Below are 15,186 nucleotides of genomic sequence, written 5' to 3'. Positions count from 1 at the left end.
GGCTGACCAGCCTGTTCTCCCCTTCCGGTTCAGCCGAGGACCTCGTACCGGACGGTAAGGTGGCCGAGGTCGAGCGAGGCGATCGCCCGGAACGCGGCACGAGAGAGGTCGATGCAACGTCCGTCGATGAACGGGCCGCGGTCGTTGATCCGTACCGTCACCGAGGCCCCGGTGTCGGGGTTGGTGACCCGGACCCGGGTGCCGAACGGCAGGGTCTTGTGCGCGGCGGTCATCGCCTCCGGGTCGAAGGTCTCGCCGTTGGCGGTCAACTGCCCCTCGGCGTAGAAGGACGCGCCACAGGTGCCGCTGTCCACCACCTTCGGAGCCGGGCTGGCCGGCTTCTTCGTCGCGGTCGGTTTCGGGGTGGACCGCTTCGTCGGGGTCGACGCGGTACGCGGTTTGCCGCGCGAGGCGGCGGTGGAACGGGTGGCCGTCGGGCTGGCGGTCACGCTCGGCGACGGGGAGAGGGACGGGGTCGGGGCGACCGACGGCACGGCGGGCGCCGTCGACTGCGGGGTCGACGGCTCGACCACCGGGGCGGGCCGGGCCGCGTCCGTGTCGGTCGAGGTGAGTCGTACCGCACCGACCGTGCCACCGACCGCCACCGCGACGGCGACCGCGGCGGTGGCGGCGATGCCGGCGGGCGAGGAGAACATCCGTATCCGAGCGTGCCTACCGACCATCGGCCCGTCCTTCCGTCTACCAACAAATCGGATCGGACCGTAACGAGAGAAGCACTTCCGAAGTCAACGTGATCATGGCTATATGTGGTGATTCGCGGGCATACGTGTAGCCGATCATCCGACCCCGGGTCACGCGGGCGGGCAGGTGATCCGAGCCGGTGGCATCCGCGCTGTCCCGGCAGGATGGAGGCGTGTCCGACGAGTTGAGGCGACGCCTCATCGAGCTGTTCCGCTGGTCCGACCCGGGGCCGGAGAGCACCCACCTGGTCAGTGACGTCTCCGGCTGGTGGCGCGATCCGGTGGTCCTCGCCGCCCTCGGACCGGCGCTGGTGGAACCGTACCGGGCCGACGCCCCGACCGTGGTCGTCGCGCCGGCCGTCACCGGGCTGATCATCGGGCCGCTGGCCGCGACCGCGCTCGGGGTGGGGTTCGTCCCCGCCCGGAAGGCCGACGACGGACGGCAGCCGCCCGGACCGACCACCTGGGCCCAGGGCCCACCCGACTTCCGGGACCGCCGGGTCACCCTGGGCGTCCGGGACCGGCACCTCGGGCCGGGGGACCGGGTGCTGGTGGTCGACGACTGGGTCGCCACCGGGGCCCAGGTACGGGCGCTCTACGACCTCTGCGCGGCGCGCGGGGCGGAACCCGTGGGCACGGCCGTGGTGGTGACCGACTGCCCACCGGCGGTACGGGCGGAACTCGGGATCCGGGCCCTGCTCGACGCCGACCGGTTGACCCCCTGAGCCGCCCGCCGCTGATCACCTGTTGCCGGTCGGCCCCCGAGCCGCCGCCGATCCGCCCGAATGACCGGGCGGTACGGCGACCGGACGCGTAGCCTCGTCGGGATGTGGCCCCGGATCGGTGACCTACGCGCCCTCGCCCTCGGCACACCCGGCGAGATGCGACACAACCTGAACACCCTGGTGCTCGCCGGCGTGAAGCAGGCGACCGCCGGCCTGCGCAGCGAGTACGTCGCCGAGGGCGAGGAACTGGAGCACGTCGGCGAACGGCTGGCCCTGGTCGACGACCACGACCAGTTGGCCGGCGTGGTCGAGGTGACCGGCGTCGAGGTGGTCCGCTTCGCCGACGTGAGCTGGGAGTTCGCCAGCGCGGAAGGCGAAGGTGACCAGGACCTCGACGAGTGGCGGGCCGGGCATCTGCGGTTCTGGGCGAGCGAGGGCAGCACCGTCGACGACGACACCCAGGTCGTGTGCATCCGCTTCCGGCTGGTGTCGGCCGGGAAGGACAGCTAGCTCCCACCGCCGAAAGAGCCGCCGGCCCACGCAGGCCGGGGTAGCCGCAGGCCCGGGCTGGAGGGGTGGCCGCAGACTCGCCCAGGCCGGGTGGCCGCACGCCCGGGTAGCCGCTGGGCCGGGTAGCCGCAGGCCGGGTGGCCGTGGCCGGTTGACGCCGGGCGTGCGGTGTCGACCGGTCAGAGCCGGCGCAGCTCGGCCAGGCGTTCCGCCACCTCGGTGAGGACGTTCTCGTCACCGGCGTACCAGCTGCTGAGCCGGGGCCAGTGCGTCACCACGTCGGTGAAGCCGAGGCCGGCGGCCCGCTCGACCGCGTCGGAGAAGAAGTCCGCGCTGCTCAACGAGAAGACCGGCGCGGCGTCCAGGGAGAGGTACCGGTCCAGGGTGGCCGGGTCGCGGCCGGCCTCGTCGAGGGCCGCGTCCAGTCGGGCGGAGACCGCCGCCACCGACTCCCACCAGCTGCCCAGGTCGTCACCGCCGGTGCCGGTGGTCACCCAGCCCTGCCCGAACCGGGCGACCAGTCGCATCGAGCGCGGCCCGTTGGCGGCGACCACGAACGGCACCCGGGGGATCTGCACACAACCGGGGCCGTTCCGGGCCTCCACCGCCGTGAACCAGTCGCCCCGCCAGGTCACCCCGTCCTGCCGGAGCAGCAGGTCGAGCAACTCGGTGAACTCGCCGAACCGGTCCACCCGGCGACGCGGAGGCAGGGTGTCGCCGCCGAGCACGGTGGCGTCGAATCCGATGCCACCGGCCCCGATACCGAGCAGCAGCCGCCCGTTGGAGATGTCGTCCAGGGTGGTCACCTGCCGGGCGAAGGCGGCCGGGTGGCGGAAGTTCGGTGAGGCGACCAGCGTGCCGAGCCGGATCCGGGAGGTCACCAGCGCGGCGGCGGTCAGCGTCGACATCGAGTCGAACCACGGCCCGTCCACCAGGTCGCGCCAGCCCAGGTGGTCGTACGTCCAGGCATGGTCGAAGCCCCAGTCCTCCGCCTGCCGCCAGCGCCGCTGCGCCTCGGACCAACGCTGGTCGGGAAGTATCACGATGCCGATACGCACGCCCGACAGCATAGGTGGTCGGGGTCCGGCGACCCTGCGGTGCGGGGCGGGGGCGACGCCCCTGGCAGGGACGACCGCCACGACCCGGGTCCCGGCCGGCAGGCGACGCGGACCCGGAAACCGGCGAGGGCCCGGTCAGCTGACCGGGCCCCTCGGTGGATCAGGTGTAGCGGTGGATCAGGTGTGACGGTGGATCAGGTCGAACGGTGGAGCGCACGGAACGGACCGGTCAGCGGAGCTCGGCGAGGCGCTCGCGGACCGACTCGGCCGCCTTCGCGACCTCGTCCGGGGTACGCAGCCCCGGCTCGCCGGTCGCGGCGGTACGGGCAGCGGCCCCACCGGTCCGCGCGAGGTCGATCGGGTTGCTCACCGCGGTCGCGCCCAGCGGGCCGCTGATCCAGAGCCCGGCCTGGTTGCGCTGCCGGTCGCTGATCACCGGCGCGGAGCCGAGGATCAGCACGTTCCCGGCGGAGGCGGCCGACTCGGCGAGCAGCAGCTCGGCTTCGAAGGTGAGGTCGGTGGCGGTGCCCAGGGTCAGCATGAGCGGACCGTTGAGCACACCCATCAGCGCACCGCCGGAAAGGGCGTCCGGCCAGTTGGCCCCGGTGGCGAGCGCGACGTGCTGCTGCCCGCTGAAGAAGGTCCACGCGGTGTAGAGCGCCGTCTCGTACCGGCTCGTCCCCCACACCTCGACCGCGTCCGGGCCGTCGTAGGCGACGGCCGCCTGGGCGGCGTACCGGCCGATGCCGACCAGGGTGCGGCTGCTCCGGTCGAGGCCGTCCAGGTAGGTCCTGGTGGAGTCCGGGAGCTTGGCCTCGTTGGTGAGGATCACCACGGCGGAGTAGGGGCTGTTGGCCCCCGGGTAGTTGTAGGAACCGGCGGCGGCCCCGGCGGCGAGCGCGTCCGGGTAGTTCATGCCGGTGGCCATCAGCACCAGGTCCGGGCTCGGGTCGATCGCGTTGGCGATCGCCACCGAGGTGCTGAACCGGTCGGTGCCGGCGAGCCGGACCGGGTTGTAGCCGAGGGCCCGGACGGCGTCCTCGACGCCGGTGGAGAGCGCACCCGGGCTGCCCAGCAGGTAAACCGTTCCGCCAGGGGCGAGTACCCGCTGGATCTCGGCCTGGGTGGTGGCCTCCAGCGAGGTGGGCGGGGTCATCAGCAGCGGCCCCTGCTTGGCGGCGGCCAGCGCCGAGCCGCCCAGCGCGTCGGCGAAGGTGTCCGACCGGGAGAGCACCACCGCGCCCGCCTGCTCACGGGTGTCGGCCGCGTTGCCGTACGTCTTCCAGTGCGACTGGGAGACGGCGGCGGCGGTGGTGAACCGGCTGGTGCCGAAGAGGCGGACCGCCCGGTCCTTCTTGCGCGGCTGGTACGCCGGGACTCCGGTGGCCCCGGAGACCACGACCGGGCTGGCCGCCTGCGTACCGTTGGCCGCCGCGGTGGCGACGCCGCTGCCCTGGTTGAAGGCGATGGTCCTACCGTCCGGCGACCAGACCGGGTTGTCCTTCGTGCCCGCGTTGCTGGTGACCGGGACCTCGCTGTTCCCGGACAGGTCGGAGACGATGATCTGGCCGTTGCGGACGAACGCCACCCGGGTGCCGTCGGGCGACAGGGCCGGGTTCGACCCGTTGTCGTCGACGACGGTGATCCACTCGTCCTCCGGCTTCGAGCCGTCGAAGAGCACCACACTGGACTGTCCGGTCGGCGCGCCGGAGCCGTTGTCCGCCTGCCGCTGGAAGACCACCTTGTGGTCGTGGCCGCCGTCCGGGTTGCGGTAGTGCTGGGAGTCACCGGGCGGGGTGAGCTGGTTGCCGAAGTCCTTGAAGGACGAGCTGGGAGCCAACCGGATCCGCCAGGACTGGCCGGCGGGCTTCTCCGCCCAGATCAGGCTGGCACCGTTGCCGCGCCAGGTCGGGCTCTCCCGGACCGTGCCCGACTCCCCGGGGACCTGCTGGAAGCCCCACTGACCGTCCCAGCGGAGGGTGCTGATCCCGCCCATCGGGTCCACGTAGGAGGCGAGGCTGCCGTCCGGGGACCAGGCGACGTGCTTCATCGTCTCGTCGAACGGGCTGGCCAGCACCGTACGGGAGGGGTCGTTGTAGAACCGGATCGAGGTGCTGCCGTTGCTGGTGGTCAGGACGTTGCCCGAGCCCGGCAGGCTGGCGCTGGCGGCCGGAGCGCCGGCCACGAGCGCGGTCGCGCCGAGCGCGAGGACCGAGGCAAACGCCACGGACCGGCAAGCAGAAGAAGAAGGCAAGGGAACTCCCCGCTCAGAACCGCGCCGCAGCGTTCCACCCGTCGACCGGCTGATCCGGCCCGGGGCGGCGCAGGTGAGCAGAACCTTAGGGAACTCTTAGGAGCCCTGCTGCCCCGACCAGCCGGAACGTTCGATGTCTGACCGAACGGTTGACCCACGGGGAGGACCACCCGGCCGGACGCGCTGCCTGCCCGGACGAACTTTCGCCGTACGGCACCGACCTGTCCGCACGGCCAGCGGGCCCGCGCCTTTCGGCGTACGACGGTCGCCTCCCGACCAGGGCGGCGGATCGTTCCGGTGGTCCCGACCGGGCCGGCGAATACCGGGCGGCGAGTGTCGGTGCGGTCCTCTACAGTGGGCCGCGCCGCCCCAGGCCGGCCCCACCGCCGATGCCACCTCCGCGGCGCACCGTCTTCGAGGAGCCTTCTTGCCCCGAATCAGCATCACCCATCGTTCCGCGGTCTTCGGCACCGTGCTCGCCATCGGTGCCACCACCCTCTTCGGTGGTGCCGCCCCGGCCCACGCCACCCACGCATCGCCGGGCGGGCGGGTGACCGCCAGCAACGGCGGCCACTACATCACCGTCGCCGGCGGCAACCTGGTGGGCACCCCGGAGTACACCATCACCGACGCCGCCTGGTCGCCGGACGGCAGCCGGGCGGTCTTCGTCACCGACAACGGTGACATCGCCACCATCCGGTACAACGACGGCGAGAGCCTCTACCCGATCGCCAACCCCGACCCGTCCTCGCAGCGCGCCGACCCGGAGTGGGTGGGTGACGGCTCGACGGTGGTCTGGGCGGCCAGGTCCGCCGGTGAGCCCTGGCGCATCGAGGAGACTCTCAGCACGTACGGGTTCGACATCGTCACGCGCTCGCCGGACGACGGTCACCACTACACCCAGCCGGACACCAACGACAGCCAGCGCGTCGTCGTACAGCGGCAGGCCGACGACGGCAACGGCAACCCCACCGGTACGCCGGAGATCGGCTTCCTGGACGGCAGCACGTACACCCCGATCGTCTCGGACGCGACCAGCCCGACCCTCTCCCCCGACGGGCAGAAGGTCGCCTTCGTCCGGGGTAACCAGATCTGGGTCTCCGACACCTCGGGCAACAACCTCGTCCAGGTCACCGGCAACGCGTCCAGCCACGGTGACCCGGTGTGGTACCCGACCGGCCAGACGCTCGCCTTCCGTCAGGGCAGCGGTATCGCCGCCGCGGCAGCCGACGGCAGCCAGCAGAACCCGACGAACATCGCGGGCATCACCGGCGAGCCCGACGTCCAGCCGAACAAGAAGGACCGGGTCGTCCGGCTCTCCGGCACCGACCGGTTCACCACCGCCGTCGCAATCTCCCAGTCGCACTGGGCCACCAGGGGCAACGCCGCCGACAAGCGGGCACCGGCCGACTCCGTGGTGCTCACCCGCTGGGACAGCTTCGCCGACGCGCTCGGCGGCTCGGCGCTCGCCGCGGCGAAGCAGGGCCCGCTGCTGATGAGCACCCTGGACACGCTGCACCCGACGGCCACCGCCGAGATGCAGCGGATCCTCGCCCCCGGCAAGACCGTCTACCTGCTGGGCAGCGCGGCCGGCGCGATCTCCGCGAACGTCGAACAGCAGGTCAAGGCCCTCGGGTACAACACGGTCCGGCTGGCCGGCACGGACCGCTTCGCCACCTCGGTGGCGATCGCCAACGCGATCGACCCGACGCCGGACACCGTGCTCGTGGCCACCGGGATGGACTTCCCGGACGCACTCTCGGCGGGGGCTGCCGCCGGGGCGCAGAACCTTCCGGGCAAGGGCACGTCGGCGGTGGTCGTACTGACCAACAACAACCTGCTGCCGGCTCCCACCAAGACCTACCTCGACGGTCTCTCCGGCTCGTCGACGGTGGTCGGGGTGGGCCTCTCCGGCGCGACGGCGGCCCAACCGTACGACGCGATCCCGCTGTACGGTGACAGCCGCTGGGAGACCGCCCTGCTCACCGCGTGGACGTTCTTCGGCGGGCAGAACCACATCGGCGTCACCACCGGCATGAACTGGCCGGACGCCCTCGCCGGCGGCGCGCTGATGGCCTCGCTCGACGGCCCGCTCCTGCTGACCTACGGCACCGACGACGTCCCCGGCTACGAGGTCGAGATGCTCGCCGACGAGACCAGCGGCTCGGTGCACACCGGTCTGATCTTCGGCTCGGCCCCGGTGGTCAACGACCTGGAGGCCCAGAACCTCGGGTACTACCTCGCCGGCCCGAACAGCTACAACCTGCTCGCCAACCAGACCGACGTGGTCCGCTCCACCGGCGGCACCGCCGGCCCCGCCCAGCGCGGCGGTGCCGGGGCGGTCGACGGCCCGCGTACCCGGGCAGAGCTGAAGGCCGCCGCCGAGGCGGCCCGCGAGCGCCTCGCCGACTGACACCACCCAGCACACCCGCGAAGGGGCTCCGCCGACACCGGCGGGGCCCCTTCCCCGTTCCGTTCCGGTCCGCTCCCCGCCGCCGGTCAGCCGGCGGACGCCGCGGGCTGATTGCCTCGGACGTCCGGCTGCCGGTGGCGGAGCAGCGGCAGGTAGACCTCGTCGACGATCTCGACGATCGTCTCGTCCGGAACGGTGCGGACGCCCCGGGTGACGAACTCGTTGCGGAGCAGGTCCAGCGCGACCGTGGCCATCCGGCTGGTGACCGGTCCGTCGGGGATCTCGCCCCGGGTCCGGGCGCGGGCGAGCAGCCGGAGCCACCGCTGGGCACCGCCGTCCGATGCCGCGCTCCGCAGGCTGGCCAACAGTTCGGGGTCGTCGGCCACGCCGGCCATCAGGCTGCGGAGGACGACGCCGGCCGGGGACGACCAGTCGCAGTTCACCCCGCGTAGCAGCGCCAACACGTCGCCGCGGAGATCACCCTCGTCGGGGAGTTCGACGTCGGCCACCATCAGGTGCCGGTACGCGGCCACCCCGAGAGCGGCCCGACCGGGCCAGCGCCGGTAGATCGCGTTCTTGTTCGTACCGGCCCGCCGGGCGACCGCCTCCACGGTGAGGCCCGCGTACCCGTGTTCGGTGAGTTCGTCGGCGGCGGCCCGGAGGATCGCGTCCTCGAGCGCCGGACCGCGCCGCCGGGTGGTGCCGGCCATCACGAACCCCCTTCCTTTAGGGTACGGTACGTACCGTACTTTACTTGGTCTGGGCGAGGAGCGACATGCTACGTGGACGGGGCATCACCTACGACACCGGTTTCCTGAGCGGCGGTGCCACCAGCGGACCACCGGTCTTCGATGCTGACGCCGTCCGCCGTGACCTGCGCACCATCCGCACCGAGCTGCACTGCACCGCCGTCCGGGTGACCGGCGGCGACCAGGACCGGCTGGAACTCGCGGCGACCATCGCCGCCGAGGAAGGGCTGGAGGTGTGGTACTCGCCGTTCACCACCGACCTCGACCGGGACGAGATGCTGGCCTTCCTCGCGGACACCGCCGAACGTGCCGAACGCATCCGTCGGGGCGGCGCGGAGGTCGTGGTCGCCGCCGGAGCGGAGGCCAGCCTCTTCGTCCGGGGCTTCCTGCCCGGCGAGACCTTCTACGACCGGCTGGAGCTGTTCACCCCCAGCAACACCGAACTGCCGGCGATCCTCGCGGCGGTCACCGGCCCGCTCAACGACTTCCTGCGCGCCGCGACGGCGACGATCCGGGAGCGGTTCGGCGGCAAGGTCACGTACGCGTCACTGCCGTTCGAGAACGTCGACTGGAGTGGCTTCGACTACCTCGGGATCGACTTCTACCCGAACATGGTGGAGGGTCACTTCCCCGGCCTCGACCAGGCCCTGCACCCCGTACGCCGACACGGCAAACCGATCGCGATCACCGAGGTCGGCACCGCCCCACACACCGGCAGTTCGGCCAACGCCGGCCACTCCTTCCTCCCCGTCGAGTACGACGGACGCAGCACCCGACCGCTGCGCCTGAGCCGGGAGCTGGATCGCAACGAGACCGAACAGGCCACCTACCTCGGAACGCTGCTCGACGTCCTCGACGCCCGGGACGACATCGACACCGTCTTCGTCCAGACCTTCGCCAACTTCCACCTGGTCACCCGGGACGACCCGCAGCGGGACCTGGACCGGGCCTCCTTCGGCCTGGTGAAGGTCCGGGAGACCCCGGACGGCATCCCGGCCTGGGAACCGAAGGAGGCGTTCGCCACGGTCGCCGCCCGGTACGCGCGCACCCGGTGACGGAACGCGGAGAGGTCGTACGCGGCGACCTCTCCACCGGCGTACGCGCCGACCTCAGCTCCGCCAGGGCGTCATGTCTCGGGTCAACTTCCCGGGCAAGCAGCCCTCCGAACTGGGCTAACGGCACGCCATACGATCGTTGACCGTGGAACGTCGAAGGCCCTGGCTCGGGACTCGCGTCCTGACCAGGGCCTTCGTACGTGGAGCGGGTGACGGGAATCGAACCCGCACTGTCAGCTTGGGAAGCTGATGTTCTGCCATTGAACTACACCCGCAGGCGGGACCACTGTACCTGAGCGGCTCGCCGTCCGCACCAAGGTACCCCTCCCCTGCCAAGCCGGCGCGGCGGACACCGCATCCGTCGACGTCCCGGCGTGCGCCCGCCGGCGGCGCGTACGGCCGGCGGCACCTCGGCGCGACGGGTGTCGGGGCCGGGCGCGGCGGCTCGACGGCGGGGCGGCGGGCACGCCCGACCGCCTCCGGTCCGGGACGGTCGGGCGGTAAGACCGCAGCAGGTCGGAGACCCGACAGCAAGGTCGAAAGTTACCGTCCGGCAACACATGACCATTCTCAAACTCGTCGATCGGATGTAACGTCTGCCGCACGTTCCCAGCCTCGGCGCGACACAACCTCCTGTCTCGCCGTTAGAAAGAGGTGAGCACATGGGACTCCGTCCCAATCTGCTGACCCGGCGCGTCGCCGGTGTCGCTACCACGACCCTCGCCCTGTTGCTCAGCACGGCGGCGGTCGGCGTCGCCCCCGCCTCGGCGGCGCACGCGGACCACGCGGACGAGGTCTGCGCGGAACCGGTCGACACCCACTCGCACGCGAAGATCAAGGTCGGCGGCATCGCCAAGCACGAGCCGAACGAGCTGACCCCGGCCCAGGTCCGCGAGCGTGAGGCCGACCTGGTCGCCGCGCTGGCCGAGCGGGCGAAGCGGCCCGGCCTCAGGCAGGGCCCGGTGGCGTTGGCCTCCGTCAACATTCCCGTCGTGGTGCACGTGATCCAGCGGGACTCCACCCGGGCCGGCGGCAACATCCCGGACTCGATGATCACCTCGCAGATCAACGTGCTGAACCAGTCCTTCGCGGGCTCGACCGGTGGTGCGGCCACCGCGTTCGCCTTCTCGCTCACGAAGATCAACCGGGTGACCAACCCGGCCTGGTACCCGATCGTGCAGGGCTCCTCGGCTGAGCGGTCGATGAAGACCTCGCTGCGTGAGGGCGGCAAGAACACCCTGAACATCTACCTGGGCGAACTGAGCGACGACCTGCTCGGCTGGGCCACCTTCCCGCAGCGTCGGCTCACCAGCATGGACGGTGTGGTCGTGCTGAGCGAGTCGCTGCCCGGCGGCAACGCCACCAACTACAACCAGGGCGACACCGGCACCCACGAGGTCGGCCACTGGCTGAACCTGTACCACACCTTCCAGGGTGGCTGCTCCGGCTCCGGCGACAGCGTCTCGGACACCCCGGCCGAGGCGTCCCCGGCCTTCGAGTGCCCGACCGGTCGGGACACCTGCTCCACCGCCGGCGTGGACCCGATCACCAACTTCATGGACTACACGTACGACTCCTGCATGTACCAGTTCACCACCGGGCAGGCCAGCCGCATGCTGACCGCGTGGAACACCTACCGCGCCGCCTGACGTACCCCTGATCCGCTCCACCGGTGCCGGCTCCGTGAACACGGGGCCGGCACCGGTGTTTCCGGGCCTGACGACGCTGCCGGCTCGATGCGGCGGCGCTCGCCGGGCTGGCGGCGTTCCCGGGTCAGGCGGCGGCCCGGTGGGCGGCCCGACGACGACGCCGGCCGGACCGTTGCCCCGGCAGCCCCACGTTCCCGGCGGCGGCATCGGCCGCCAGCGGATCCAGCCAGACCTGCACCGCCGGCGACCCGTCGCCCCCGACCGGGCCACCCACCCCACCGTGCTCCCGCCGGGCGAGCATCGCCACGTCGATGGTGAACTCGAACAGCCGCCAGTCTGCCCCGGGACGCGCCCGGGCGCTCTCCGCCAGCCGGGCCACCCGGCTCCGGTCGGTGACCGGATGGGCGCGGCCCGCCACGTACGCCTCGTCGTCGCTCTCCTCCGGCGGGAAGGAGTGCAGCGCGTACCGGCCGTCGCGTTCGAGGTCACGCCGCTTCGGTGACTCGATGACGAAGCAGAAGAGCCCCTCGTCGGTGATGACCGGGGAGACCGGATGGACCCGGGGGCCGCCGTCGGCCCGGACGGTGGCCAGGTAGCCGAAGCCCTGACCGTACTGCTGCATGAGAAGGCGGATCGCGTGGGCGAGGCGGGGCTCGTCAGCGGCGAATTCGGACCAGGAAGCCATACCGGCATCCTATCGAACACACGTACGAATCAGCAGCCCGACGCGCTGGTCACCCACGATGCGGCACAGGCCGTGGCGCTCGCTAAGGTGATCGGATGCTGCTCTCCGACCGGGACCTCGTCAGCGAGATCAAGGCTGGCACGCTGGCGCTGGAGCCGTTCGAGGCGGCCCTGGTGCAGCCGTCCAGCATCGACGTACGGCTGGACCGGCTCTTCCGGGTCTTCAACAACCACCTCTACACGCACATCGACCCGGCGCGGCAGCAGGACGACCTCACCTCGCTGGTGGAGGTGCCGGAGGGCGAACCGTTCGTGCTGCACCCCGGCGAGTTCGTGCTCGCCTCCACGCTGGAGGTGATCTCGCTCGGCGACCAGCTCGCCGGCAGGTTGGAGGGGAAGTCGAGTCTGGGCCGGCTGGGGCTGCTCACCCACTCGACCGCCGGTTTCATCGACCCGGGCTTCTCCGGCCACGTCACGCTGGAACTCTCCAACGTGGCCAACCTGCCGATCACCCTCTGGCCGGGCATGAAGATCGGCCAGCTCTGCATCTTCCGGCTCTCCTCGCCGGCCGAGCACCCGTACGGTTCGGCCGTCTACGGGTCGCGCTACCAGGGGCAACGCGGTCCGACCCCGAGCCGGGCCTGGCAGAACTGGCGCACCTGGCCCACCCGCTGACCGGACCCGCCGGTCCGCCCGGGCGGAGCACCGTGCAGGTTCGGGAAGGTCCCCTGCCGTACACCGCCGGCAGCGGACCTTCCCGCAGTGCTCAGCCGGGACGGCCGTAACTGTGGATCGGGCCGTCGTCGACCCGCTTCATCTTGATCGGTACGCCGGCGCGGGAGGCGTGCACCAGCCACCCGTTACCCACGTACATCCCGACGTGGTGCAGATCGGAGTAGTAGAAGACCAGGTCACCGGGGCGTAGTTCGCTCCGGTCGACCCGGGCGGTGGCCCGCCGCTGCTGGGCGGCGTTGTGCGGCAGGCGTACCCCGGCCCGCGCCCAGGCGGCCAGGGTCAGCCCCGAGCAGTCGAACGCGTTGGGCCCCTCGGCTCCCCAGACGTACGGCTTGCCGAGCTGGGCACAGGCGAAGGCGGCCGCCTTCCCGGCGGGCCCGCCGAGATAGACCGCCGGGCACGGGGCGGGCCGCGCCGGGCCGCCGGCACCGCTGCCGTACGCCTTGAGCCGCAGCTTCTGGAGCCGGTCGATCGCGGTGTCGATCTGCCGACGCCTGGCGTCCAGTTGCTTCTCGGCCCGGCTGAGCTGTCCGATGAGCCGGTCCAGTGGTGCCTTGCGGGCGGTGAGCTGGTCCCGTAGTTCCACCACGTGCCGGATCTCGGCCTGCCGCCGACGGGCGAACTGGTCGATCATCCCCAGGTGTTCGACGACGGTGGCCGGGGACCGGCTGTGCAGCATGGCGTTCAGGGCGGAGGCGCTCTCCCCCTTGTACGCCCGGACGGCGAGCACGTCCACCTTGCTCATCGCCCGGTCGATCTGGCGTCGGAGCGGCTCGATGCGGGCGGCGAGTGCCGCCGCCTGCCGCCGCTTGTCGGCGAGGGTCTGCCGGGTGGCGTTGTGCTGTTCGATGACGGGTTCGAGGGTGTTCCACTCCCGGTCGATCCGGCGTTCGATCTCGTCGATCGAGAGTCCGGCTGAGGGCGGGGACGCGGGATTCGCCGAGAGTCCGGCTGAGGGCGGGGACGCGGGATTCGCGTGGGCTGGGCCGACGCCGCCGGTCACGAGGACGGCAGCTCCGACGAGGGCGGTGACTACGGTAGTGGTGAAGCGGGACCAGCATGGGCGCGGCGCAGCTGTCGTCCGGGCGGCCGGGGCCGGTCGGACGGACACTGGCCGCGGGGCATGGTGTGCCACCGGGCTCCGTACTCCTTCTTCCGTTGACCGCCTACCGGGTTAGCTGACGGGTTCGGGCGGGAAGGGGCGCCCTACCGTGGTGCGGATTCACCCCGATGGTGCTCTGATGGTTCCCCGGCTCGCGCTGGTGGGTTCTCTCTGTGGCGATGTGTGCTGCGACTCGGCGGTGCCGGGCCGTCGCCGCCCCGTTTGGCGGACCTGTCACCGGCTCGGCAAGTGCCGACACTAGACGACCGTCGTCGATCCGCAAGGCACTCGTCCGCACTGCCACCTGCCGATATCCGACAGTAACCAGATGGTGCGAGACTCGTTCCACAGTCGAGAACAGCGAAGGCCCCCGGTCGGTGACCGAGGGCCTTCGGGATGCGCGGTGGATCAGTAGGGGCGGCGGAACCCGGCGACCGGCATGGTGTTGATGCTCGACACGTTCACCGGCTTGCCGGCCCGTGGGGCGTGCACCATGAGGCCGTTACCCAGGTACAACCCGACGTGGTGCAGGTCACTGAAGAAGAAGACCAGGTCGCCGGGGCCGGCCTCGTCCCGGCCGATCTTCTTGGTCTCGTTCCACTGGGCGCCGGTGAAGTGGGTCAGGTGGATGCCGGCGGCCTTGTAGGCGTACTGGGTGAGCCCGGAGCAGTCGAACGAGTTCGGGCCGGTGGCACCCCAGACGTACGGGTCGCCGACCTGGGCACACGCGGTCCTGATCGCGGTGGCCGCGGCGGTGGACCGTACGTTCTTGATGGTCGGGCAGTTCGCGACGCTCACCACGGTCTTCGGCATGGACGCCTTGAGTCGCTTGATCTCGGCGTCGATCTTGACCTTCCGGTCGGCCAGTTCCTTCTCCTGCCGGACCTGGCTGGCGATCAGGGTGTCGAGCTTCTGCTTCTCGGCGGTGTACCGGGCCTGGATGGCCAGCACGCCCTCCAGCTCCTTGCGCTGGTGGGCGGCGAGCCGGTCGAGCATGCCGATCTGCTCGGCCAGGGTGTCCGGCTTGGCGCTGACCAGCAGCGCGCCGATCTCGGCGGACGGCCCGGTCATGTAGTGCCGGGAGGCGAGCGCGCCGATCCGGTTCATCGCCATGTCGCTCTGCAGGGCGAGCGGCTCGATCTTCTTCTCCAGGTCGGCCGACTTCTTGCGGTTGACCTTGAGTTGGCTACGGACGTCGTTGTACTTCTCGATGGTGGGTTCGAGCTGCTCCCACTGCTTGTCGATCTGCGCCTCGATCTCCTCGGGAGTGGGCGCGGCGTACGCGGGAGCGGCGAGCAGGCTGGCACCGACCACGGCGGCAGCGGCCAGGGTGACCAGGTGTCGAACGAATCGGCGCAGCCCACCCGGACGGGTGGCGGGCCGATCCGGTGCGTGACGCTGAGGGGGCAGGGTTGCCACCGGCACCGAACTCCTTTGGCGACCAGACCGCCGGGCGCCCCGCGGGGAAGAAGGCGGGCGGGGCAGACGATCCACAGCGGCCGGTGCCCCACATTAGGGAAGCGGCGGGGGGATATCAAGACGAGGGGTACT

General features: G+C 71.5%; 13 protein-coding genes, 1 tRNA gene and 1 riboswitch. Of the genes, 6 read left to right on the top strand and 8 right to left on the bottom strand.

The features are described from left to right. Positions 1–29 precede the first annotated feature (29 nt). Positions 30–683 carry a septal ring lytic transglycosylase RlpA family protein gene (locus PVK37_RS06700; protein WP_275032890.1) on the bottom strand — a complete coding sequence of 218 codons (654 nt, stop codon included), beginning with the start codon at positions 681–683 and terminating at the stop codon, positions 30–32. A 191-nt stretch (positions 684–874) separates the two neighbouring features. On the opposite strand from PVK37_RS06700, the gene PVK37_RS06695 reads away from it, so the two are divergent. Continuing rightward, entirely contained in the window at positions 875–1,426 is a 552-nt protein-coding gene (locus PVK37_RS06695; RefSeq protein ID WP_275032889.1) for a phosphoribosyltransferase family protein, read from the top strand. 102 nt (positions 1,427–1,528) lie between these two features. Then, positions 1,529–1,936: an ASCH domain-containing protein gene (locus PVK37_RS06690; protein ID WP_275032888.1), complete on the top strand. Its 408-nt coding sequence runs from the start codon at positions 1,529–1,531 to the stop codon at positions 1,934–1,936. Positions 1,937–2,115: 179 nt separating this feature from the next. Here PVK37_RS06690 and PVK37_RS06685 read toward each other — a convergent pair whose 3' ends face one another. Together PVK37_RS06685 and PVK37_RS06680 are read right to left on the bottom strand one after the other, a co-directional pair. After that, positions 2,116–3,006, bottom strand: coding sequence for an LLM class flavin-dependent oxidoreductase (locus PVK37_RS06685; RefSeq protein WP_275032887.1), 891 nt, complete (start codon positions 3,004–3,006; stop codon positions 2,116–2,118). A 217-nt stretch (positions 3,007–3,223) separates the two neighbouring features. Further along, positions 3,224–5,221 carry a cell wall-binding repeat-containing protein gene (locus tag PVK37_RS06680; RefSeq protein WP_275032886.1) on the bottom strand — a complete coding sequence of 666 codons (1,998 nt, stop codon included), beginning with the start codon at positions 5,219–5,221 and terminating at the stop codon, positions 3,224–3,226. Positions 5,222–5,675: 454 nt separating this feature from the next. On the opposite strand from PVK37_RS06680, the gene PVK37_RS06675 reads away from it, so the two are divergent. Then, positions 5,676–7,661 (top strand): cell wall-binding repeat-containing protein, encoded by a 1,986-nt coding sequence (locus PVK37_RS06675; protein ID WP_275032885.1) that lies wholly within the window; start codon positions 5,676–5,678, stop codon positions 7,659–7,661. A gap of 86 nt (positions 7,662–7,747) precedes the next feature. Here PVK37_RS06675 and PVK37_RS06670 read toward each other — a convergent pair whose 3' ends face one another. Then, the gene (locus tag PVK37_RS06670) at positions 7,748–8,371 is read right to left on the bottom strand and encodes a TetR/AcrR family transcriptional regulator (protein ID WP_275032884.1); all 624 of its coding nucleotides are present in this window, start codon (positions 8,369–8,371) and stop codon (positions 7,748–7,750) included. A gap of 65 nt (positions 8,372–8,436) precedes the next feature. On the opposite strand from PVK37_RS06670, the gene PVK37_RS06665 reads away from it, so the two are divergent. Next, positions 8,437–9,465, top strand: a complete 1,029-nt coding sequence (locus PVK37_RS06665) for a hypothetical protein (protein WP_275032883.1) — start codon at positions 8,437–8,439, stop codon at positions 9,463–9,465. Between the two features lie 201 nt (positions 9,466–9,666). Here the strand turns inward: PVK37_RS06665 and PVK37_RS06660 are convergent. Beyond that, positions 9,667–9,740, bottom strand: a tRNA-Gly gene (locus PVK37_RS06660). 387 nt (positions 9,741–10,127) lie between these two features. On the opposite strand from PVK37_RS06660, the gene PVK37_RS06655 reads away from it, so the two are divergent. Beyond that, complete coding sequence (locus PVK37_RS06655) at positions 10,128–11,114, top strand: zinc metalloprotease (protein WP_275032882.1); 987 nt, start codon at positions 10,128–10,130, stop codon at positions 11,112–11,114. Between the two features lie 124 nt (positions 11,115–11,238). Here PVK37_RS06655 and PVK37_RS06650 read toward each other — a convergent pair whose 3' ends face one another. Then, complete coding sequence (locus tag PVK37_RS06650; protein WP_275032881.1) at positions 11,239–11,799, bottom strand: pyridoxamine 5'-phosphate oxidase family protein; 561 nt, start codon at positions 11,797–11,799, stop codon at positions 11,239–11,241. Between the two features lie 95 nt (positions 11,800–11,894). Between PVK37_RS06650 and dcd the strand changes: the two genes are divergently transcribed. Next, entirely contained in the window at positions 11,895–12,473 is a 579-nt protein-coding gene (gene dcd / locus PVK37_RS06645; RefSeq protein WP_275032880.1) for a dCTP deaminase, read from the top strand. Between the two features lie 91 nt (positions 12,474–12,564). Here the strand turns inward: dcd and PVK37_RS06640 are convergent, their stop codons facing one another. Together PVK37_RS06640 and PVK37_RS06635 are read right to left on the bottom strand one after the other, a co-directional pair. Further along, positions 12,565–13,536 (bottom strand): C40 family peptidase, encoded by a 972-nt coding sequence (locus PVK37_RS06640; protein WP_275032879.1) that lies wholly within the window; start codon positions 13,534–13,536, stop codon positions 12,565–12,567. Positions 13,537–13,681: 145 nt separating this feature from the next. Further along, positions 13,682–13,824: riboswitch (cyclic di-AMP (ydaO/yuaA leader) on the bottom strand. A 219-nt stretch (positions 13,825–14,043) separates the two neighbouring features. Then, entirely contained in the window at positions 14,044–15,060 is a 1,017-nt protein-coding gene (locus PVK37_RS06635; protein ID WP_275032878.1) for a C40 family peptidase, read from the bottom strand. Positions 15,061–15,186 lie beyond the last annotated feature (126 nt).

It is taken from the genome of Micromonospora cathayae (assembly GCF_028993575.1).
In the GTDB taxonomy this organism is placed as follows: Bacteria; Actinomycetota; Actinomycetes; order Mycobacteriales; family Micromonosporaceae; genus Micromonospora; species Micromonospora cathayae.
Note: the sequence above shows the minus strand (reverse complement) of the source record. Positions and strands in the feature narration are given on the sequence as shown.

Bases quoted from the DNA above. Each gene is read 5' to 3' on its own strand.
- PVK37_RS06700 (WP_275032890.1), bottom strand. From the start codon at position 683: ATGGTCGGTAGGCACGCTCGGATACGGATGTTCTCCTCGCCCGCCGGC.
- PVK37_RS06690 (WP_275032888.1), top strand. From the start codon at position 1,529: ATGTGGCCCCGGATCGGTGACCTACGCGCCCTCGCCCTCGGCACACCC.
- PVK37_RS06685 (WP_275032887.1), bottom strand. From the start codon at position 3,006: ATGCTGTCGGGCGTGCGTATCGGCATCGTGATACTTCCCGACCAGCGT.
- PVK37_RS06670 (WP_275032884.1), bottom strand. From the start codon at position 8,371: ATGGCCGGCACCACCCGGCGGCGCGGTCCGGCGCTCGAGGACGCGATC.
- PVK37_RS06665 (WP_275032883.1), top strand. From the start codon at position 8,437: ATGCTACGTGGACGGGGCATCACCTACGACACCGGTTTCCTGAGCGGC.
- PVK37_RS06655 (WP_275032882.1), top strand. From the start codon at position 10,128: ATGGGACTCCGTCCCAATCTGCTGACCCGGCGCGTCGCCGGTGTCGCT.
- PVK37_RS06650 (WP_275032881.1), bottom strand. From the start codon at position 11,799: ATGGCTTCCTGGTCCGAATTCGCCGCTGACGAGCCCCGCCTCGCCCAC.
- dcd (WP_275032880.1), top strand. From the start codon at position 11,895: ATGCTGCTCTCCGACCGGGACCTCGTCAGCGAGATCAAGGCTGGCACG.